At 36.4% G+C, this 21,998-nt stretch carries 18 protein-coding genes; 15 read left to right on the top strand and 3 right to left on the bottom strand.

Features of this window, described 5'->3' with window-relative positions; all coding sequences use genetic code 11:
• Positions 1 to 11: 11 nt before the first annotated feature.
• A complete protein-coding gene (locus tag J7S27_05120) occupies positions 12 to 4,985 on the top strand; it encodes a discoidin domain-containing protein (protein ID QTU82680.1) in 4,974 nt (1,657 codons plus the stop codon).
• Positions 4,986 to 5,125: 140 nt separating this feature from the next.
• On the opposite strand, the gene J7S27_05115 is transcribed toward J7S27_05120, so the two are convergent.
• Both J7S27_05115 and J7S27_05110 read right to left on the bottom strand, forming a co-directional pair.
• The gene (locus J7S27_05115) at positions 5,126 to 5,794 is read right to left on the bottom strand and encodes an amino acid ABC transporter permease (GenBank protein ID QTU82679.1); all 669 of its coding nucleotides are present in this window, start codon (positions 5,792 to 5,794) and stop codon (positions 5,126 to 5,128) included.
• A gap of 49 nt (positions 5,795 to 5,843) precedes the next feature.
• Positions 5,844 to 6,707: a transporter substrate-binding domain-containing protein gene (locus J7S27_05110; GenBank protein ID QTU82678.1), complete on the bottom strand. Its 864-nt coding sequence runs from the start codon at positions 6,705 to 6,707 to the stop codon at positions 5,844 to 5,846.
• A gap of 212 nt (positions 6,708 to 6,919) precedes the next feature.
• Between J7S27_05110 and gorA the strand changes: the two genes are divergently transcribed.
• The 6 genes from gorA (at position 6,920) to J7S27_05080 (ending at position 13,101) form a co-directional block, all read left to right on the top strand.
• The gene (gene gorA / locus J7S27_05105) at positions 6,920 to 8,266 is read left to right on the top strand and encodes a glutathione-disulfide reductase (GenBank protein QTU82677.1); all 1,347 of its coding nucleotides are present in this window, start codon (positions 6,920 to 6,922) and stop codon (positions 8,264 to 8,266) included.
• A 97-nt stretch (positions 8,267 to 8,363) separates the two neighbouring features.
• Positions 8,364 to 9,563: a hydroxymethylglutaryl-CoA synthase gene (locus tag J7S27_05100; protein QTU82676.1), complete on the top strand. Its 1,200-nt coding sequence runs from the start codon at positions 8,364 to 8,366 to the stop codon at positions 9,561 to 9,563.
• A 129-nt stretch (positions 9,564 to 9,692) separates the two neighbouring features.
• The gene (locus J7S27_05095; GenBank protein QTU82675.1) at positions 9,693 to 10,019 is read left to right on the top strand and encodes a single-stranded DNA-binding protein; all 327 of its coding nucleotides are present in this window, start codon (positions 9,693 to 9,695) and stop codon (positions 10,017 to 10,019) included.
• Positions 10,020 to 10,245: 226 nt separating this feature from the next.
• Entirely contained in the window at positions 10,246 to 10,629 is a 384-nt protein-coding gene (locus J7S27_05090) for an arsenic metallochaperone ArsD family protein (GenBank protein QTU82674.1), read from the top strand.
• A complete protein-coding gene (locus tag J7S27_05085; GenBank protein QTU82673.1) occupies positions 10,613 to 11,443 on the top strand; it encodes a lipoate--protein ligase family protein in 831 nt (276 codons plus the stop codon). The genes J7S27_05090 and J7S27_05085 overlap by 17 nt, the downstream gene beginning before the upstream one ends.
• A 290-nt stretch (positions 11,444 to 11,733) precedes the next feature.
• Entirely contained in the window at positions 11,734 to 13,101 is a 1,368-nt protein-coding gene (locus J7S27_05080; protein ID QTU82672.1) for an APC family permease, read from the top strand.
• Positions 13,102 to 13,340: 239 nt separating this feature from the next.
• On the opposite strand, the gene J7S27_05075 is transcribed toward J7S27_05080, so the two are convergent.
• Positions 13,341 to 13,931 (bottom strand): YihA family ribosome biogenesis GTP-binding protein, encoded by a 591-nt coding sequence (locus tag J7S27_05075; protein QTU82671.1) that lies wholly within the window; start codon positions 13,929 to 13,931, stop codon positions 13,341 to 13,343.
• A 69-nt stretch (positions 13,932 to 14,000) separates the two neighbouring features.
• Between J7S27_05075 and J7S27_05070 the strand changes: the two genes are divergently transcribed.
• The 8 genes from J7S27_05070 to J7S27_05035 all read left to right on the top strand — a co-directional run bounded on the left by J7S27_05070 (position 14,001) and on the right by J7S27_05035 (position 21,858).
• A complete protein-coding gene (locus J7S27_05070; protein QTU82670.1) occupies positions 14,001 to 15,338 on the top strand; it encodes an MATE family efflux transporter in 1,338 nt (445 codons plus the stop codon).
• A gap of 95 nt (positions 15,339 to 15,433) precedes the next feature.
• Positions 15,434 to 16,363: an HPr kinase/phosphorylase gene (locus tag J7S27_05065; protein QTU82669.1), complete on the top strand. Its 930-nt coding sequence runs from the start codon at positions 15,434 to 15,436 to the stop codon at positions 16,361 to 16,363.
• A gap of 9 nt (positions 16,364 to 16,372) precedes the next feature.
• Complete coding sequence (locus tag J7S27_05060) at positions 16,373 to 17,188, top strand: prolipoprotein diacylglyceryl transferase (protein QTU82668.1); 816 nt, start codon at positions 16,373 to 16,375, stop codon at positions 17,186 to 17,188.
• On the top strand, positions 17,189 to 18,199 hold the full coding sequence (locus J7S27_05055; GenBank protein QTU82667.1) for an NAD(P)H-dependent glycerol-3-phosphate dehydrogenase: 1,011 nt from the start codon (positions 17,189 to 17,191) through the stop codon (positions 18,197 to 18,199).
• A 20-nt stretch (positions 18,200 to 18,219) separates the two neighbouring features.
• Positions 18,220 to 19,104 carry a UTP--glucose-1-phosphate uridylyltransferase GalU gene (gene galU, locus J7S27_05050; protein QTU83618.1) on the top strand — a complete coding sequence of 295 codons (885 nt, stop codon included), beginning with the start codon at positions 18,220 to 18,222 and terminating at the stop codon, positions 19,102 to 19,104.
• A gap of 1 nt (position 19,105) precedes the next feature.
• The gene (trxB, locus tag J7S27_05045; protein QTU82666.1) at positions 19,106 to 20,044 is read left to right on the top strand and encodes a thioredoxin-disulfide reductase; all 939 of its coding nucleotides are present in this window, start codon (positions 19,106 to 19,108) and stop codon (positions 20,042 to 20,044) included.
• The gene (locus J7S27_05040; protein ID QTU82665.1) at positions 20,044 to 20,802 is read left to right on the top strand and encodes a class A sortase; all 759 of its coding nucleotides are present in this window, start codon (positions 20,044 to 20,046) and stop codon (positions 20,800 to 20,802) included. The genes trxB and J7S27_05040 overlap by 1 nt, the downstream gene beginning before the upstream one ends.
• Before the next feature lie 9 nt (positions 20,803 to 20,811).
• Complete coding sequence (locus J7S27_05035) at positions 20,812 to 21,858, top strand: D-alanine--D-alanine ligase (GenBank protein QTU82664.1); 1,047 nt, start codon at positions 20,812 to 20,814, stop codon at positions 21,856 to 21,858.
• Positions 21,859 to 21,998 lie beyond the last annotated feature (140 nt).

The raw sequence follows: 21,998 nt of genomic DNA, 5'->3' as shown, positions 1-21,998 counted from the left end.
GGGGAAAAAATATGAAAATAAAAAAAGGTTTAAGTATTTTGTCTGTGGTATCGTTGTTAGTCGGGGTTAATGGTTATCGAGTTATGGCAACAGAGTCAATTACACAAAAAGTAAATGTTGCACTAAATGCACAGGCAACGGTAAATGATTCGGAAACAAACTATTGGGGTGCTGATAAAACTGTTGACGGAATTATCAATAGAGAAGAAAGTGTCAAACGTAATCAGTCTCGTTGGTCAACGAATATAGGAACAACGAATAAAATATTAACAGTCGATTTACGACAAGAAAGAACATTTCAAGAATTTCGTATTGCTTGGGAAAGACAAAATATCAAAGGATTTCGTATAGAAGTATCTCAAAATGGAACGGATTATACATCCGTTTATGAAAAAACAGATGATAGCTATGTTGAATTAGATACAACTGTTCGATTAAACGCAGAGCAAACAGCACGCTATGTACGATTGGTGGTAACTAATTATGATGGAGGAACAATCAATTGGGCATCGGTTTCTGTATACGAATTTCAAGTCATTTCAGAAATGACATTGCCGAATTTAGCGTTGCACAAAGAAGCGACAGCAAATGGGCATGAAGATGCTAGTTTATCCGCAAATAAAGCAACAGACGGTAGTATCGATACAAGATGGGCGAGTACCGTGGGACGAAATCAAAAATGGTTACAAGTTGACTTGGGCGAAGTTAGAACAGTAGGCTCAGTTGTGTTAGAGTGGGAACGTAAAAATGCTCAAGATTATACAATACTTGTCTCTGAAGATGGTCAAAATTGGACAGAAGCAAAACATAATACAGCGGCACCTGAAGCTTTTAGAGAAACGATAAATTTCGATCAAAAACACCAAGCACGCTATATTAAAGTCCAAATTAACCAATTTAATCCGAGTGCACCAAATCGAACAAGTGACAAGCCAATTAACTGGGCAACCGTTTCGATTATGGAATTAGAGGCGTATAGTGAAAGTGTTTCTCCCGAAAAACAAATCACACTTCAAGATGTTGCCAATGGCTTACAAGTGCCTGAAATTACTTCAGACACAACATCGTGGACATTACCAGAAGTACCAAATGGGTATACGGTTTCTTTTATTGGTGCAGATTTAGAACAAGTTATTGACCGGGATTTAACGATACATAAACCATTGGTCGATACACCTGTTGTGGTAAACTACAAAATTTCTAAAGGCGCAGATAGTGTTGAAACAGCCGCTATTCCTGTTACGGTACCAGGACAATATACAGTGGAAGAAACAGATAACGTCAAACCAACTGTTGTTCCTGCGATTGCAGAATGGAAAGGTAAAACGGGCGAGTTTTCTATAACAGATAACACACGTATTGTTGTAAACCCTACTGATAGACAAGCGCTACAAGATGTTGTGAATAGTTTTAAAGAAAGTTATACCGAATTAACGGGTAAAGCTATTGATATTGTTGAAGGCACAGATGTTCAACCAGGAGATATTTATTTCTATTTAAATCCAGAAAATAGTGGTTTAAAAGAAGAAGGCTATTTCATGAATATTGATGATGCCATTCGTGTGGAAGCTAGTCACGTGAAAGGTGCGTTTTGGTCTACACAAACACTTTTACAACTTTTGAAACAATCTACACAAATACCAAAAGGGTTTGCTAGAGATTATCCAAAATACGCTGTTCGTGGATTCGTATTAGATGTTGGGCGTAAAATGATTAGTATGGAGCATTTAAGAAATACATTAAAACTTATGGCTTGGTACAAAATGAATGACTTACACGTGCATTTAAACGATAATTTTATCAATGTCGAACGTTACCAAACAACAGATAATCCTTATGGTGCTTATTCAGCATTCCGTTTAGAGTCTGACATTAAAGAAGGCGGTAATAACGGATTGAATAAACAAGACTTAACAAGTAAAGATTTATTCTATACAAAAGCAGAATTTAAAGCATTTATTCAAGAAGCAAAAAGCAAAGGTATACAAGTTGTTCCAGAATTTGATACACCTGCCCATGCATTAGCTTTTACAAAAGTGAGACCTGATTTAACCATGACCAATCATAATGTAAGACGTTGGGTTGACCATTTAGAAGTAAGTAATCCAGCTGCTTTACAATTCGTAAAAGATGTTTGGAATGAATATTTGGATGGAGACGATGCTACATTTGCAGATACAGGCGTTATACATGTTGGGGTGGATGAATTTGAAGGGAATAATGAAAGTTTTAGAAAATTCACAGACGATTTACTTGCCTTTTCACATGAAAAACATAAAACACCAAGACTATGGGGTAGTTTAACCGCTAAATCTGGAGTGACACCTGTTCGTTCCGAAAATGTTCAAATGAATATTTGGAATGCAGGTTGGGCAAATCCTAGTGCCATGTATAAAGCTGGCTATCAATTAATCAATACATTAGACGGTCCTTTATATATCGTTCCAGGTGCGGGTTATTACAATGACTTCTTAAACACACGTAATTTATATCAAACGTGGGAACCAAATAAAATGGGTTCAGTTACGATTCCAGCTGGATCTAGCCAAATGTTAGGTGGTGCCTTTGCAATTTGGAATGATAAAATTGACCAAGAAGCAAACGGTATTACAGAATACGATGTCTATAAACGTTTCCAAGCCGCTTTACCAACGCTTGCTACAAAATTGTGGGGAAATAGAGATATGGGTGACTACAACACCTTTACACAAGCGCTTGAACAAATCGGTGAACCTGCAAATCATAATCCATATCATGAGGTGACATCAAAAACAGATACTATTGAAAAATATACATTCAATAAACAAAATTTAAATGATACATCAGGAAATGCTTATCATGGTACCAATGCAGAAAATGTTGAGTATGTAGACGGTAAAAAAGGAAAAGCCTTAAAATTAAATGGTGGTACAAGTTACTTTAATACACCAATTCAACATATTGGTCCAAAAAATGTTGTATCATTTTGGGTAAAATTAAACCCTGATGCACAAGGCGAACAAATTGTATTAGAATCTGATAAAGTTGCGATAAAAGCCGTTCAAAAAGAAACGGGTAAAATGGGTATTTCACTTGAAGGATATGATCATTCATTTGAGTATACTTTACCAAAAAATGAATGGGTACATATCATGATAAAAGGATACGAAAACAAAACGGAACTTTATGTCAATGATGTGTTAACAGATACTTTAGGGCGTGGACAAACAGGCAATAAATTTGCGACACTTGTTGTTCCTGCTGCAAGAGTAGGTAGTAAAACACATGCTTTAAATGGGTTATTAGATGATTTGGTTATTGCAAAAGCAACGGTAGAACAAGATGATCCGATTGATCCAACAAACTTTACAGTATCCACTGATAATGAAAATAGCGACGGACGTATTCAAAGTGCCTTTGACAATGATTTAAATACGATTTGGCATACAAAATGGAGTCCAGCTAAACAAGAATTACCAGCAACTATTTTAATAGATATGCAAAAAGAAATAGAGATTGATAAATTTGGTTATGTTGCTCGACAAATTGGTACGAATGGGTATATTAAACGATTTAAATTATCTGTAAAAACAAATGAATCTGATGAGTATACACCGGTATATGAAGGTAGATTTAGTCCTGATAAAGCAAAACAATTTGCTTCATTTGCACCTTCTCTTGCACGATATGTTAAAGTTGAAGTATTAGAGGGTGAAGCAGGGTTTGGTTCGGCAGCTGAATTTTCTTTATATGAACACGACATGAAAAAAGTGCTGCGTGATTTAGTTTCAGAGGTTAATGATAGTTATGTACAAGAAGACTATACTGATTTATCTTGGCAAGAGTTAATGAAACGCCAACAAGAAGCGCAAGCTGTTTTAGATGATGAACAGGCAACAAAAGATCAAATTGATACAGCACTTGATGCATTAAATAATGCTACTCATCGTCTCATGTTAAAAGATGAAAGTCCAGCAGAGCCATCAACAACAACGCCAACACCAGATAGCACAAGTACAGAAACAACAACTACGACTACAACAACTACCCAAAATACAGAAAGTAGTCAAACGACAACGACTCAGCCGGATGACGAAGTGACGACAGGTACAGCCACTCAAACACCACCAAGTGAAAGTCCAGTCACAACACCAGCAACAAATCAAAATGAAACAACATCACAATCTGGAGAAGGTACACAACCAGCAACAACGCCAACACCAGATGGTACAAGTACAGAAACAACAACGACAGCACCGGATAGTACAAGTACAGAAACAACAACGCCAACACCAGATAGCACAAGTACAGAAACAACAACGACTACAACAACTGCCCAAAATACAGAAAGTAGTCAAACGACAACGACTCGTCCAGATGATGAAGTGACGACAAATACAACCACTCAAACACCACCAAGTGAAAGTTCCGTCACAACACCAGTAACAAATCAAAATGAAACAACATCACAATCTGGACAAAGTACGCAATCAGCATCAACGACGACAAGTAGTACAACAAGTCCTGTACCAAATGCGTTTGATAAAGGGCAAGAAAATGAACATGTCTTGATTGATGAAAAAACAGGTATCCAAGCAAGCAATCCTCAATACGATAAAGAACAACATGTTTTAGTCGTAAAAGAAAAAGCGGCTATCCCTGCTTTAAGTTCTCAACCTCATACTGCTTATGATATCTATGTGTTAAACAAAAAAACACAACAAGTTGAACAGATTGCTGGAGAAACAAAAGTTTTTGTACCAACACGTCAACGTGTTCAAAAAGTACATTATATTAAGGACGATCAAGTAAAAGAGGATGTGCCTTTTGAAAATGTATCCGGTGGTATTGTTTTCCGTACAACGCATTTTTCTATCTATGCGCTAGTATATAATCATGCTGATTTACCAGATACAGGAGCAAGTAATGATTTTGTATGGCAAGTAGTCGGTTTAATGTTATGTTTAAGTGCCGGTTATTTACTACGTAAAAAATCAAAAATATAAATTTTAAGGGTTGATGGCTTATGCCATCAACCCTTAAAATTATACAGCCATAATAAAAAAGTTATGAGAAAAATGGTATGCGTATTTCAATTTTAACAAATTAAATCAGTTTATGTGTATTCATTGATGATATGCAGTCGTTAATAAATGGCTAATTTCTTTTCTAATTTAGCTTGCCCTAAAGCGTACGTTGTACAAATGATCCAATAGATGAGCGCTACACAAAAGTAAACCGTCATGTAATCTGATTTGGCACCACCGATGGATTTGGCTTGATTTAAAATTTCAGGAACGGTAATTGCCGCTGTTAACGAAGTGCTTTTCACGATGTCTAAAAGAACATTTGTCATTGGTGGCACACAAATGCGTGTTGCTTGGGGGATAATAATGTATTTAAAGGTTTGTGTTTTACTCAATCCTAAAGCGTATGCAGCATCCCATTGTCCTTTGTCAATGGCTTGTAATCCAGAGCGAATAATTTCTGATATGTATGCACTAGACATACTTGTAAACGCAATAATGGATGCACTAATGGCATCAAGTTGTATTCCCATAAAGGGTAAACCGAAATAAATGAAAAATAGTAAAACCATTAATGGCACACCACGCATTAATGAAATGTGTGTTACGGCAATATAACGTAACACGCGTAATCGTGATTGGCGCATTAACGCTATAAAGAATCCGAAAAACGTGCCTAAAATAAAGCCAATTAATGATAACCCTAATGTATAAGGTAAACCTTGTAAAATGCGTGGAATCGCATAGATGGCTAATTCAAGGTTGAATAGTGCTTCCCATTTAATCATATCATTCTCCTATGTATAAAACAGGCGAGACTTTATCTCGCCTGCTTTTTTATTCTACGTCAGAAAAATCAACAACTGGATATTGTTCGACATTGTCTAATGGTTTTGATAAATCTTGTCCAGCGTAGTATTTTTCTGAAATGGCTTTTAATGTCCCATCTGCTTTCATTTGAGCAATTACACCGTCAATTTTTTCTTTTAATGATGTATCCGTTTTACTCATAATGATAACAGATTCTGATGGATTATATTTAACGTTCCCCATTTTAACTTTAATGTCTGGGAATTTTTCAGTAATTAATTTTACGGCAATCACTTGTGTAAAGTAATCATTTGGCACAAAGTCGGTACGACCAGTTGAAACATCACGTAAGTAAACGTCGTTTGTAACGTTGTCGTAAATAACAGGCTCTCCACCCAATTTTTTAGTGATTTTCATAAAAGTCGTTCCTGCGCCACCACCAGCTTTTTTGCCTTTCCAGTCGCTTAAATCGGTAGCCGTAATGTTTGATGAATCGTCCGCACGAACAATCATCCCACCGATAGAATATTTGTAAGATTCGGATAAATTATATTTTTCCGCACGTTCTTTTGTTGGCGTGAAATTGTTAATTGAAATATCAACTTTTCCGCTATCTACTGATGTTAACGCTTCAGCAACACCGATTTCTGTGTATTCTACTTTAAGGTTCAATCGTTTTGCGATTTCGTTCATCATGTCGATTTCGTAACCGACCAACGCGTTTTGATCGTTTTTGTAAGACGTTGGATATAGCGTTCCAGGTGTGGCTACTTTAATCGTTCCGGCAGCTTCAATTTTTTGCCAAGTTGTTTGTGTTTTTGTTGGTGTTGTTGAGCAAGCAGCAAGTAAAAATGCCGTTGCAACAGAAAGTAATAGCTTAAATTTTTTCATGTTGTCCTCCTTAAATTACTGTGTCATCATAACAATGAATAGTACAGTTGTCAATGGTAAAAACCTTGTTAAATTAGTATTTTTTGTGTTATAAAACAAAAGTGTATAACTGTTATATTACAGTCCACAAGAGTTATTTAGAGCAAAAAAATTCCATTTTTTAACTTTTTATAGATAATAAAAAGAGAATAAACAGTAAAGAGGTATTGAAGATGCAAACATTTGATTATATCGTTATTGGTGGTGGAAGTGGCGGTATTGGCTCGGCAAATCGTGCAGCACTTCGTGGTGCAAACGTATTGGTTATTGAAGGTAATTTATTAGGTGGTACATGTGTGAATGTCGGGTGTGTGCCGAAAAAAATTATGTGGTACGGTGCACAAGTGGCAGAAACATTAAACTTATATGCTAAAGATTATGGATTTGATGTCCCACAAACGCCGTTACAGTTTGAGACGTTATTAAAAAATCGTGATGCCTATGTTGAACGTTCACGTGCAGCGTATACGCGTAGTTTTGAAACTAATGGTGTTAGTGTTGTTGAAGGATACGCTAGCTTTGTTGACAATCATACGGTATCGGTAAATGGTGAACTGTATACTGCACCGCATATTTTAATTGCGACAGGTGGAAAGCCAAGTGTGCCTAACGTTGAAGGTAGTGAATATGGTGAAACGTCAGATGACTTTTTTGAATGGACAACATTACCGCAATCCGTTTTAGTGGTGGGTGCAGGGTATATTGCGGTGGAATTAGCCGGTGTTTTAAATCGTTTAGGCGTAACAACACATTTAGCGGTTCGACAAGATAAACCGCTTCGACAATTTGATGACATGTTGTCAGACTGTTTGGTAGAGGAATTTGATAAAACGGGCATTACATTTCACACGCACGCAACACCACAGCGTGTCGTTAAAAACGATGATGGAACATTGACGTTTGAAAGTACAACGGGTGAGACGATTGTTGTGGAACGCATTATTTGGGCAATCGGGCGCCATGTGAATGTGGACGCTCTAGGGTTAGAAAATACTTCGGTGACATTGAATGAAGCGGGATACATTCAAACGGATGACTATCAAAATACGAGTGCTAAAGGTGTTTACGCGGTGGGAGACGTTACGGGACGAGCAGCATTAACACCTGTTGCCATCGCGGCGGGTAGAAGATTGTCAGAACGATTATTTAATGGCCAAACCGATTTAAAATTGGATTACAGTTTAATACCAACCGTTATTTTTTCACATCCTGCAATTGGAACAGTTGGTTTGAGCGAAAAACAAGCGCGCGAACAATATGGAGATGACGTGAAAGTGTATACGTCAACGTTTGCGTCTATGTATACGGCTGTGACAAGTCATCGCCAATTAGTCAAAATGAAATTAGTTGTCGTTGGAAAAGAAGAAAAAGTCGTTGGGTTACACGGTATTGGCTATGGATTAGATGAAATGGTACAAGGTTTTGCAGTAGCTATGAAAATGGGAGCGACTAAAGCAGATTTTGATAATACGTTAGCGATTCATCCAACAGGATCAGAAGAATTTGTGACAATGCGCTAAATCAAAAAATTAATAAATGTTTAAGTTTTTCATAATGTTCCCCATAAAGTAACAGGACTTGATATACTGTAAACAGATAAATGTAATGGAGAAGGTTATGGTACAAATCGGTATTGAAAAAATAACATTTTATACACCTGAATATGTGTTGAATATGTCAACGTTGGCAAAAGCAAGAAATATTCCGGTATCAAAATTAACACTTGGGTTAGGCCAAGAAATGATGGCTGTACCACCGGTGTACGAAGATGCTGTAACAATGGCGGCAAATGCAGCCAATCAACTATTAAGTGATGAAGATAAGCGCGCTATTGATTTGATTTTAGTCGGTAGCGAATCGGGTGTAGATAATTCAAAATCTATTGCTGTTTATGTTAAAGAATTGTGTGGTATACATGAGCACGTTCGTGCGGTTGAGTTGAAGCAAGCCTGCTACGGTGCGACAATGGCGTTGCAATTAGCTAAAAGTCATATTGTCGATTATCCTGAAAGTAAAGTGTTGGTCATTGCTAGTGATATTGCTAAATACGGGTTAAATAGTGCTGGTGAGCCAACGCAAGGTGCTGGTGCCGTAGCAATGTTAATTAGTGCCAATCCTAAAGTGGCTGTATTAAATCGTGAACGCACGTTCTTAACACGTGATATTATGGATTTTTGGCGTCCGGTTTATTCGCCGCTAGCTTTTGCGGACGGTAAATTTTCGACGCAACAATATCTTGAATTTTTTACAGATGTTTTTACACGTTACTTAGATACAACGAATGAAACGTTAGATGATTTTGCGGCAATTTGCTTCCATCAACCGTTTACTAAATTAGGTTTAAAAGCGTTAGGAAACGTTTTAGATCAATTAGATGAGACAGAAAATAATCGCATGCGCTTGTTATCCGCATATCACATGAGTCGCTTATATAACCAAATGGTTGGAAATATTTATACTGGCTCACTTTACTTGAGTTTGATTTCACTGTTAGAAACATCAAATAGTTTGCGTGGTGGAGATAAAATCGGATTGTTTAGTTACGGATCTGGCGCTGTGGGAGAGTTTTTTACATTGACGCTATGTGATACGTACAAAGAAAATCTGTTTACTTCCGTTCATAAGCAAATGCTTGAAAATCGTCAATTATTAACGATTGAACAATATGAAGACATTTTCAGTGTATCACTGCCAGAAGATGGACAAAAAATGGAAGTGGATGCTCCATCACATATTGTGGTGTTATCCGGTGTTGATCAGCACATTAGACAATATCGTCCTAAAAATGAAATGATGCTCAATCGGTTAGATGCTTAATCAATTGTGTTGATGGCTGATATTACAAACCTTAAAAATCAATAGTTAAAAAATAGTGTCAATTTGGCACTATTTTTTTGTGTCATTTCACAATAAAACGCGTATGTTATTGATGAAAGGAGGGGTAATATGAATGACGTATCTATTGTTGGCAGATTTGTAAAACCGATTGAGGTGAAAGATTTTGGACAAGAAAAGTGTGTCATTAATAATGTGGTAGCCGTTGGTCGTAGACGAAAAAGTGAAGCGGGACAAAATGCTGATTTTATACCCGTTACCATTTGGGGTAAAACGGCTAGAGTTGTTGAAAAATATTGTCAAAAAGGTAATATGATTGGCTTGTCCGGACGTCTGTCATCAAGACAATATGATTCTAGTGATGGTAAACACCACTTTGTTGTTGAAATGGTTGTTGAAGATGTTCATTTAGTTGAGGGTAAACGTTTTTTAGATTAAACAACTCAAAAGGCGTATTGGATTGTATCAGTAGACAAAAAATGCGTTTAAGGTCGTGTTTCACTAACATTACTTAAACTGTTGATAAAATAAAGATTAACCATTTTTTTCGTATTAGCCACTAAGTTGTACAACTTACCACAATGTACACAATATAGGGTACTTGTTTTTTACAAAGTATATAGAATGTGTTACGATAACAGCATACGAAAATGAGTAGAGGTTAATGATGAAAATAGAAGTATTTGATCGCATTGTAACGGGTTATGACGATCGTCACGCCCAATTTGAAGCGGAACGTATGCAATTGATTTTAGAAGGTTTAGGTAGTTTAGAACAGTTTGAAACGGGATATTATGTATTTGGAGAAGATAATTTTTCACAAGACGTTTTATCACAAATTGCTGAACATGGCATGGATATTTTACCGCTAACATATATTGATGGTGCATTACATCAACAACGAGACTATTTGAGTAATGAAGAAGTAATGGCGTTGACGGGTATTGAATTTGAAATTGTTGATGAACACGAACACGATCATTCGCACGATCATGCACACCATCATCACGATGATTTAGGAGGATGCAGTTGTGGACACCATCACTAATGTATTAAAACGCACACCCATTGTTGTTTTTGATGAAAGTGATAGAGCGAGTGAACAATTGTATCAGCCATTTGCGTGGGGAGATGTATTTTTAAGAGCAGTCAATAAAAACCCCGATTCATCCATTTTGCATATTTGGCCGATGGAAAATACGTTAATTTTAGGAATGTTAGATCGCCGATTACCGTATTGTGACGATGCCATTAAGACGGTACGAACAAACGGGTATCGTGCAATTGTGCGTAACGTGGGTGGTTTGGCGGTTGTTGCAGACGAGGGGATATTAAACTTTTCGTTTATTTTACCGAAACGACCAGATGAAAAATTATCAATTCAAGACGCGTACATCTTTATGTACGACTTTATTTGTGAAATGTTTTCGTCATATCGCAAAAAAATTGAACATTTTACGATTGAAGACTCTTATTGTCCCGGAGATTTTGATTTAAGTATCAATGGTAAAAAATTCGCAGGGACTGCTCAACGCCGTTTTAAAGATGGTGTGTCCATTTCGATTTATTTAAGCGTTTGTGGCAATCAACAAAAACGTGGTGAATTGGTGCGTGCCTTTTATCAAGAGGGTAAAAAGAACGAGCCAACAAATTACGCTTTCCCAGACGTGAACCCATCAGCCATGATGAACTTAGAAGATTTGTTAGGTGTAAAATTAACGGTTGACGATGTCAAAACACGTTTAATGGAGACGTTGAAACGATTTAATGACAATGTTTCATCACTTGATGTGACACCAGAGTTAAAAAAACAATATCGTGAATTTCATGATAAAATGATTGAGCGTAATCGTAATGCTTAAAAGGTACTGACCTAAAAGTTACAACAGGTAGGTTAGAAAACGATGACGTGATACGTTTAGTTTTTCAAAGCATGACGATATCAAGATTAAATCGGAGAAAATCAACAGCGTAGTGCCGTTTGTTTTTCTCCCATTTTCATTATAGAATGACTTTTAGATTATAAGGTCAATAATTAACAGTTTAAAGTGTTGATTATTGATCTATTTTTTGTTGACCGTTTCAAATAAACTATTGTTAAAAATACAAAAATTACATATAATTGACGAAATATAAAATAAAGGAGGTTATTATGAACCAGAAAAAATTTGGTTTTTTTACAGCACTGTCTATGCTGATTGGTATTTGTATCGGGTCTGGTATATTTTTTAAAACCGCGAACATTTTATCTTCAACAAACGGAAGTGTTTCATTAGGTGTACTAGTATTTGTATTGGCAGCGATATGTATTGTTTTTGGTGGATTAGCCATGGCAGAATTAGCACTACGTTCAAAAAAAGAAGGTGGGCTTGTTGGTTATTTTGAAGAATTTGTATCGTTTAAATGGGCAAGTGCATACGGTTTATTTTTTATGTCGCTTTATTTACCAACAATTACGGTTATTCTCTGTTGGGTTTCAAGTATTTATACAATGGTTTTATTCGATATACAAGTACCTAAACAGTATGAATTATTCGTTCAAGTTATTATCGGTGTTGTATATATGATCGTGTTTGTTTATTTAAATACGCTTTCAACAAGACTCGGAGGACGTATTCAATCACTGACAACGATTATTAAGTTAATCCCACTATTTTTAATCGCACTGACAGGGTTAATTTTTGGGAAAGAGCAACAGACGACTTTACAAAGTTTATCTCAACTGGATATGGGTATGTCAGGTTGGCTTTATGCAATAGTACCGATGAGTTTTGCGTATGACGGCTGGACAGTATCAACAACTATGGTGCATGATGTTGCAAATCCACAAAAAACATTTAGAAAAGTGCTGATTATGGGGCCGTTGCTTATTTTAAGTATTTATGTTCTTTACTTTTTAGGGGTGACATCTTTCTTGGGAGTGGACACCGTTTTGAAAGAAGGGAAAAATGCTGTCTTTTTAGTGAGCGATATGTTATTAGGTAATATTGGTGGAAAAGTATTATCTATCATTGTCCTTATATCTGTTTTAGGTACGACAAACGGTCTTGTTATGGCGATGATACGTATGCCACAAATTTTAGCTAGCAAAGGCATGCTGGGGCGCTATTCAAAACAAGTTGATAGCACAGAATCAGGTGTATCGAAGCAATCAAGCATCATCGCTGTATGTATCTTGTCTGTATGGTTTGTGATTCACTACGTTGTTATGCAGTATATGCTTTTAGGAGAAAGTGATATTAGTGAAATTGCAATTGTATTTAACTATATTTTGTACACTTTATTATATACTCAAGTCTATAAATTCACGTCTATTAAAAATCCGATTTTTAGATATGTCGTACCAACGGTCGCTATGTTGGGTTCTGGCGTCATCTTGTTTGGTTCTTTAACAACAAATGCAGTTAATATTGTATTATTTTTTGGTGTTTGTGCCATTCCTTGCGCTTTAGGTTATCATCTAGGTAAAAAAGCACTGACACAACATCAAGATTCTATGACAAATGGTACTGGGAATTAAAAATTAAGTAACTTGATTAACCGATGACGAGTTTTTTTCGTTATCGGTTTTCTTGTTTTTAAATAAACACTGCATAAATGTATATTTCAGTTATGAAATGATACAAAATAAGATGCCCGGCGCGCTTAATCGTCTAGTGATTTGTAAAATAAGGTTGATAATTTAGAAAAGGTAGTGGTTTAGCACAAATGAAAAGGGGTGACGGCTTATGCCGTTCCCCCCCTCTAAATCGAAATAAATTAGTGAGCGTCTAGTAATTGCGTAATTTGATTCCAAATTTTATCTTTGCCTTCGCCTGTTTCGCTTGAAAAAATGAAAATTGGTGTATCTTGTGATAACGATAATTTTTTACGGAACATCGATTCATGCTTATTCCAAACGCCCCGTTTAACCTTATCAGCTTTTGTGGCAATGATACGGTAAGGAATATCATAATATTCTACAAATTCTTTCATTTGAACATCTTCTAATGTAGGTTCGTGTCTGAAATCCATGAGTAAAAACACCATTTTTAACGGTTGTCTTGTTGTGAAATACTCTTCTAACATTTTCCCCCATTTCGCCCGTTCAGATTTGGATACTTTTGCATAACCATAACCTGGCACATCGACAAAATGAAATTTATCATCAATATTATAATAGTTTAATTGCTGTGTTTTTCCTGGTTTACTCGATGTACGCGCTAAACTTTTTCGATTGATGAGTTTATTGATAAATGATGATTTACCAACGTTAGATCGACCAGCTAAAGCGATTTCGATCATTTCAGTTTCAGGGTACTGTTTACTCGATACGGCACTTATGACAAAGCTTGCTTTATTTACGTTCATAATTCCTCCAAAAGTCTTTTCTGTTATTAGTATACCATATGTGATAAAATCACGTATATTGGAGGATATATGGAGACAAAAAATTTTTATAAAGCGTATGCCAAAGTAGTTATCCCGCTAATGTTACAAGGTATGATTACGAAATTTGTTTCAATGATCGATAATTTGATGGTTGGACAATTAGGCGATACATCAATTGCGTCCGTTGCGATGGGAAACAAAATTTTAGACATTATCATGTTCACTGTTTTTGGTGTATCCGCAGCAGTCAGCGTGTTTATTGCACAATACTACGGCGCTCAAAATGTCGAAAAGCAAAAGGAAGTTTTTCGTATTGGGTTACTCATGAGTGGGACGGTGTTTATTGTTGCTAGCAGTATTTTGGCGATTTTCCCGCAACAAGTGGTGCATTATTTTGTACAGGACGCCACGATTAAAGAAGCTGTCTTAAATTATATGGGCATTATGATTATCGGGTATATTCCATTTGTCGTTTCAATTAACTACGCCACAGCGTTAAGGGTAATTGGGCAAGTTAAAATGCCGTTAGTAGCCAGTTTAGCTAGTGTGGCTGTAAACAGTATCGGAAATTATATGTTGATTTTTGGGAATTTCGGATTTTCTCCAATGGGAATTCAAGGTGCGGCAATTGCTACCGTATTTTCCAGAATTGTAGAATTTACAATATTAATCTATTTTACAAAACGTTATCATTTTTCATTTGATACAAAAGTTAGTCAGTTATTTCATGTACCGCGTTACATGGTAAGAGAAGTGATGTTTAAAGCGTTACCGCTAACGCTCAATGAAATTATATGGTCATTTGGCCAAGCAACCATTTTAAAAACGTATGGTTCACGTGGTGATGAAGCGTTGGCAGCGTTAGCGATTACCGAAACGACATCATCAATCTTTTTTGCTTTTGCACAAGGGTTAGCGGGTGCAACACCTATCTTTATATCACAATTATTGGGTGCCAATCGCTTTAAAGAAGCTTATCAAAACAGCGTTCGTATGATGAAGTCAACCGTTGTCGTAGCCGTTGGGTTAGGGGCACTTATGTTTACAATGAGTTTTATTGTACCGAATATTTATCAAGTATCAATCGTGTCTCATCAAATCGCAACGCAAACAATACAAATTGCATCGCTATTTTTCTGGGTGTACTTAACCAATACACAATGCTATTTTATTTTACGTGCAGGTGGCGATATGAAATCCACTTTAATTGTTGATGGCTTATATATGTGGTCTGTCACCATTCCCGTTATTTCAATCATCGCTTATATGACACAACTGCCGTTAATTCCAATGTACATTATTGGTCAATCTTGCGATTTAGGTAAATTGGTTGTTAGTTTAACGATGTTTTTTAAGAAAAAATGGTTAAAAAACAGTACAATTTAATGAAAAATGCATCTATTCGTAAAAAAAAGAAGCGCTTTATGTATTCGTTACCAAAAAAATGGTAAAATAGAAAGAGCAGAAAAAGGAGAAAAATTATGACGGTTACAATTCAGCAATTAATTGATACTTTGCATATTAAAGTTCAGCATGGCTGTGATAATTTAAATCGAACGGTATCAACGAGTGAATTATCGAGACCCGGATTAGAATTGTCGGGATATTTTGATTATTACTCAACAGAACGTATTCAAGTATTTGGTAGAACCGAAATTGCATTTTTGCAACAATTACCAGATGAAAAAGCGAAAGATGTCATTAAACAATTATGTCATCCAGAAATCCCTGCTTTTATTATGGCGCGTAATTTACCAGCGCCACAACTGCTTGTCGATAGGGCAAAAGAAGTTGGTATTCCGATATTACAAAGCGCCAGCAAAACAACGAGTGTCATTAGTAATTTAACGAATTATTTAGAAACGCAATTAGCAGTGCGTGAATCTATTCACGGTGTATTTATCGATGTTTACGGTGTTGGTGTTTTAATTACAGGAGATAGTGGTGTTGGTAAAAGTGAGACGGCACTAGATTTAATTAAAAACGGGCATCGTTTAGTTGCCGATGATCGTATCGATTTTTATCAGATTGATGAATTGACACTTGTCGGAGAAGCACCAGCCATCTTGAAAAACTTATTAGAAGTTAGAGGAATTGGTATTGTTGATGTTATGACAATTTTTGGCGCAAGTGCTGTAAAAGAAACGAAAAAATTAGAAATGATTGTGCATTTAGAAATGTGGGACGGACAAAAAATATTTGATCGTTTAGGTAACAATCAAGAGACGGTAAGAATTATTGATGTGGATGTTCCTAAATTCACTATTCCGGTAAAACTTGGTCGTAACTTGGCAAATATTGTTGAAGTAGCAACAATGAATTATCGTGCAAAAAATATGGGATTTGATGCGACGCAAGCATTTCAAGAAAAATTGAATCAACTCATTGAAATCAATTCAGGAAAGGAGTAGAGGCTACTTATGATAAATCCAGAAATATTTAGAATAGGGCCGCTATCAGTTCGTTGGTATGCAGTGATTATTTTAACTGGTGCTATATTGGCAACGTGGTTGTCTAATCGTGTGGCACAACGAAAAAACTTTCCAGATGAATTTATAAACGATTTACTGTTTTACTTATTCCCAATAGGTATTGTCGGTGCGCGAATTTACTACGTGGCATTTACATGGGATGAGTATAAAAATAATTTATGGGATGTTTTTAAAATTTGGGAAGGTGGCATTGCCATCTATGGCGGACTAATCGCAGGATTACTCGTTATTTATTGGTATGCTAAAAAGAAACATACACATCCGTTAGTGGTATTAGACATTATTGTGCCGTATGTGTTGTTGGCACAAGGGATAGGCCGCTGGGGAAACTTTATGAATCAAGAAGCTTTTGGAGCCGCCGTTTCTCGACAATACTTAGAAGCACAATTTATTCCATCGTTTATTATTGATCGTATGTATATTGGTGGAACGTACTATCAACCGACATTTTTATATGAATCGGTATTAAGTGTGATTGGCTGTATCGTATTAATTGTTTTACGAGAAAAATGGCAACATTTAAAAATTGGTGATTTAACGTTAGGTTATATTTTCTGGTACGGTATTGAACGGTTTATTGTAGAAGGTATGCGCAGCGATAGTTTATATATCGGTGCAATTCGTGTATCGCAAGCGTTGTCTGTTGTATTAGTTATTTTTGCCATTATCGCCTTTTTTGTGAAAAAGAAATGGATACAACAATCCTTTGCAACTTATATGTATTCGCCGACGAGGAGGGATTAAATGAAACAAAAAGTTGCCGTTTTAGGTGCTGGTTCATGGGGGAGTGCACTAGCTAAATGTTTAAGTGAAAACGGACATGATGTGACGTTGTGGGGCAATCATCAACAACAAATTGATGAAATCAATCGCACGCACACCAATGAGCAATATTTAAAAAACATTACACTACCGACAAATATTTTTGCCACAACGGATACCCAAAAGGCGTTGCAAGATGTGGATGCGGTTGTGTTTGTTGTTCCTACCAATGCGGTAAGATCAGTTTGTGAAACGATTGCGCCGTATTTATCTTCTCGCCCAATGATTATTCATGCTGGTAAAGGATTAGAACAAGGAACCAACTTACGTATTTCAGAAGTGATTGAACAGCAAATCGACCGTGAATTGTATAAGGAGATTGTTGTTTTATCCGGGCCAAGTCATGCTGAAGAAGTTGCTAGAAAAGATATTACGACAATTACGGCAGCAAGCAAGTGTATTGAAGCTAGCGAATATACTCAAAAATTATTTATGAATCATTATTTTAGAGTATATACAAATACGGATATTATTGGCGTAGAATTAGGTGCCGCGTTAAAAAATATTATTGCTATTGGAGCGGGGGTTATTAACGGTATAGGATTTGGCGATAATGCCAAAGCAGCGTTAGTGACACGTGGATTAGTTGAAATCACGCGATTTGGATTACAGTTCGGTGCGTTACAAGAAACATTTTCAGGGTTATCTGGTGTTGGTGATTTAATTGTAACGTGTACAAGTATACATTCGCGCAACTGGCAATTTGGAAACTTAATCGGAAAAGGATTGTCTAAACAAGAAGCGCTTGATAAAATTAATATGGCAGTTGAGGGGGTCTATACGGTGGAAGTTGTGTATGACATTGCACAAAAACACGGTATTGATATGCCAATTACACAAGCCATTTATGAAGTGATTTATGACGGTGTATTACCGAAAAATGCTATTGAATCGTTAATGAACCGTGATGGTAAATCAGAAAGATATATTTAGTTAGGGAGGAAAAACGAATGATTAAAAAAGTAAAGAAAGCCATTATTCCTGCAGCAGGATCAGGAACACGTTTATTGCCAGCTACAAAAGCGATGGCAAAAGAAATGATGCCGATTGTTGATAAGCCAACGATTCAATTGATTGTAGAGGAAGCGGTAGCTTCAGGTATTGAAGATATTTTAATTATTACGGGTAAAGGTAAACGTCCAATTGAAGATCACTTTGATGCTAACATTGAATTAGAAGCAACATTACGTGAAAAAGGAAAATTGGATTTATTAAAATTAGTTGAAGATACTGCTGGTGCAAACATTTATTTTGTTCGCCAACCATATCCTAAAGGGTTAGGAGATGCTGTATTACAAGCTAAAGCGTTTGTTGGAGATGAACCGTTTGTCGTTTTATTAGGTGACGATATTATGGCTGATGAAGTACCTTTAACAAAACAATTAATGGATAGCTATTACGCAACAGGTGCAAGTCAAATTGCGGTTGTAGAAGTTGATCCAAGTCAAACGGGTAGTTACGGAATTATTGATGTGGAATCAAAAATTTCAGAAGATGTTTATAATGTTAGAAAATTTGTTGAAAAACCAAAACCAGAAGATGCGCCAAGTAATTTAGCAATCATCGGTCGTTATTTATTATCTCCAGAAATTTTTACTATTTTAGAAACACTTGAACCAGGTGTTGGTGGCGAAGTACAATTAACAGATGCCATTGATAAATTAAATCAAACACAACGTGTATTTGCGAAAACATTCCACGGTATTCGTTACGATACGGGTAATAAATTAGGGTTATTAACAACAAATATTCAGCATGGTTTACAACACCCTGAAACTAAAGATGGGTTGAAAAAATATATTTTAGAATTAGCAAAAGTTTTGGAAGCTGGTGAATAAAATGGAAAAAATTTATGATGTTATTGTTGTAGGTTCTGGTCCTGCCGGTATGACGGCAGCACTTTATGCATCTCGTGCCAACTTGTCTGTCTTGATATTAGAAAGAGGCATGCCGGGTGGAGAGTTATTAAATACATCAGAAATTGAAAATTATCCGGGTTATCCGTTAATTGCGGGTCCAGATTTAGCACAAAAAATGAATGATAGCGCATTAAGTTTTGGTGCGGAATCAGCATATGGAAATGTATCCAACATTGCTATTGAGGGTGATGTTAAAGTGGTTACAGTCGGTAAAAAAACGTATCGCGCATACAGCCTCATTATTGCGACTGGAGCACACCATCGTAAATTGGGTGTGCCAGGTGAAGAAGAATTTTCAGGACGTGGTGTAAGCTACTGTGCCGTATGTGATGGTGCCTTTTTCAAAAATCGTCATTTAATCGTTGTTGGTGGTGGTGATTCTGCTGTTGAAGAAGGTGCGTACTTGACACAATATGCATCAAAAGTAACGATTGTACACCGCAGAGATGCGTTGCGTGCACAAAAAATTTTACAAGACCGCGCCTTTAAAAATCCGAAAATTGAATTTATTTGGAACAACACAGTTGAAGAAGTTGTTGGTGAAGATGGCGTTGTAACGGGTGTTCAATTGGTCAATACGCAAACAGGTGAAAAATCATTTGTTCAAGCAGATGGTGTGTTTATCTATGTTGGTGTACTCCCAAATAGTGAACCGTTTAAACAATTAGGGTTGGAAGAACAAGACGGATGGATTGTCACAGATAATGATATGGCAACTAACGTGCCCGGAGTGTTTGCTGTTGGTGACGTCCGCTTTAAAACACTACGCCAAGTGGTGACGGCTGTTGGAGATGGCGGTCAAGCTGGGCAAGCGGCATATCATTATGTCGAAACATTAAAAGAAAGATTAAGTGAGTAATGGGAAGAAAAGAAGATCGTAAAGCACAAGAAAGACAGAAAAAAAGTTTACGCTATAGATTATTAACCATTTTATCTATAGTATTTGCCGTTGTAGGTATAGGACTTTTAGCACAGCCGTTCGTTAGTAACTATTTATTAACGCAACGCATTCAAGAACAAGAAAGACAACTTTCTCAATTGACACGTGAAGAAATTGAGGCGAATCAAAACGCGAATGCGTCATTTGACTTTAATGACGTACAATCGTTGAGTTTAGAATCAATTTTAGCGGCAAGTCAAAATAAAGCTAAAGTACAGTCAATTGGAGAAATTGCCATTCCATCGGTAGGTATTAATTTGACGGTTGCTAAAGGTGTTTCAGATTTAAATATGTCTGTAGGTGCAGGAACACTTCGATCTGATCAAGTTATGGGCGAGGGGAATTACCCTTTAGCTAGTCATTATTCATCATACGGTGACGGAAAACTATTGTTTACACCGTTGCTTAAAGTTGAACTTGGCGACAAAGTATATTTAACTGATTTGAAAAAAGTTTATGTTTATGAAACGTACTGGAAAGAAGTTGTTAATCCTGACAGAGTGGATTTGGTTGAAAATACGCCGGGTGACAATATTGTAACATTGATAACATGTAGTGATGGTAGTGCGGCATACCGTTTAATTGTGCGTGCGCGTTTAACGGCTAGCTATGATGTTTCACAAGCGCCTACTGAGGCGATTGAAGCATTTAAATTAACAAAACATACATTACGTTAGGGTAAAAAAATGAAAAAATTATTTTTAATTTACGGTGGTAAAAGTCAAGAGCACGATATTTCCATTTTAACGGCTTTAAACATTTCAAAATCGTTGGATTATCAATTATACGAAGTTTATCCAATTTATATTGCTAAAAATGGAGTGTGGCATGCGTTAAACCGTTTGGAATGTGGTGCACAAAGCGAACAAGAATTGACGGCGATTTCACAACATAGTGAAGTTTTACCGACTGTTATAAAACAAGATAACGCAATCGTATTTCCTGTTTTACATGGTCCAAATGGAGAAGACGGCACGATTCAAGGGTTGTTTGAAATGTTAGATGTTCCATATGTTGGTACGGGTGTTATGGCAAGTGCGTGTGGAATGGATAAAATCATTTCTAAAAAAATATTTGAAAAAGCGGGTATTCCACAATTAGCCTATGTTGAGGTGTACAAAAAAGCTTGGGAAGATGATGCACAGTCACTAATTCAAAAATGTGAAAATGAATTAACGTATCCAATGTTTGTCAAACCAGCAAATATGGGTTCAAGTGTAGGGATATCTAAAGCTGAAAATGTGTCTGAATTGGAAAATGCCATTCGTGTTGCGTTGCGTTATGACCGTCGCGTTGTTGTTGAAACGGGAGTAATTGCACGTGAATTAGAAGTGGCGATGTTGGGCAATGATGATGCTAAAGCGTCTGTTGTGGGAGAAGTGTTAAAAGTTGTTGATTTTTATGATTTTGAAGAAAAATATAAAAACGGTAACGCACAATTACAAATTCCTGCTAAGATTGATGAAACCATTAGTCGTCAAATTCGAGACTATGCCGTTACTGCGTATAAAGCGTTAGATGGTTCTGGATTAAGTCGGGTAGACTTTTTCCTAACAGAAAACAACGACATTTATATTAATGAAATCAATACATTACCGGGCTTTACTCAATTTAGTATGTACCCATTATTGTGGGAAGCGACAGGTATTGCTTATGCAGATTTGATTACTGAATTATTACGTCTTGCACAAGAACGATACGATGAGAAAAAATTGTATCAACAAGTGAATTAATGCTATATAAAACCACTGAACACGTTGTCAAAGCAGCGTGTTCAGTGGTTTTTTGTTTAGTTTTATATCATTTTTTTGATAAAAATAATAATTTCATATGAAATTCAAGTTTTTTAGTATGTTATTCTATGTTTTTACGA

The sequence above is a fragment of the Carnobacteriaceae bacterium zg-C25 genome (assembly GCA_017945845.1).
In the GTDB taxonomy this organism is placed as follows: domain Bacteria; phylum Bacillota; class Bacilli; order Lactobacillales; family Aerococcaceae; genus WM01.
The sequence above is the reverse complement of the archived record's forward strand: the minus strand, read 5'-3'. Positions and strand labels throughout refer to the sequence as shown.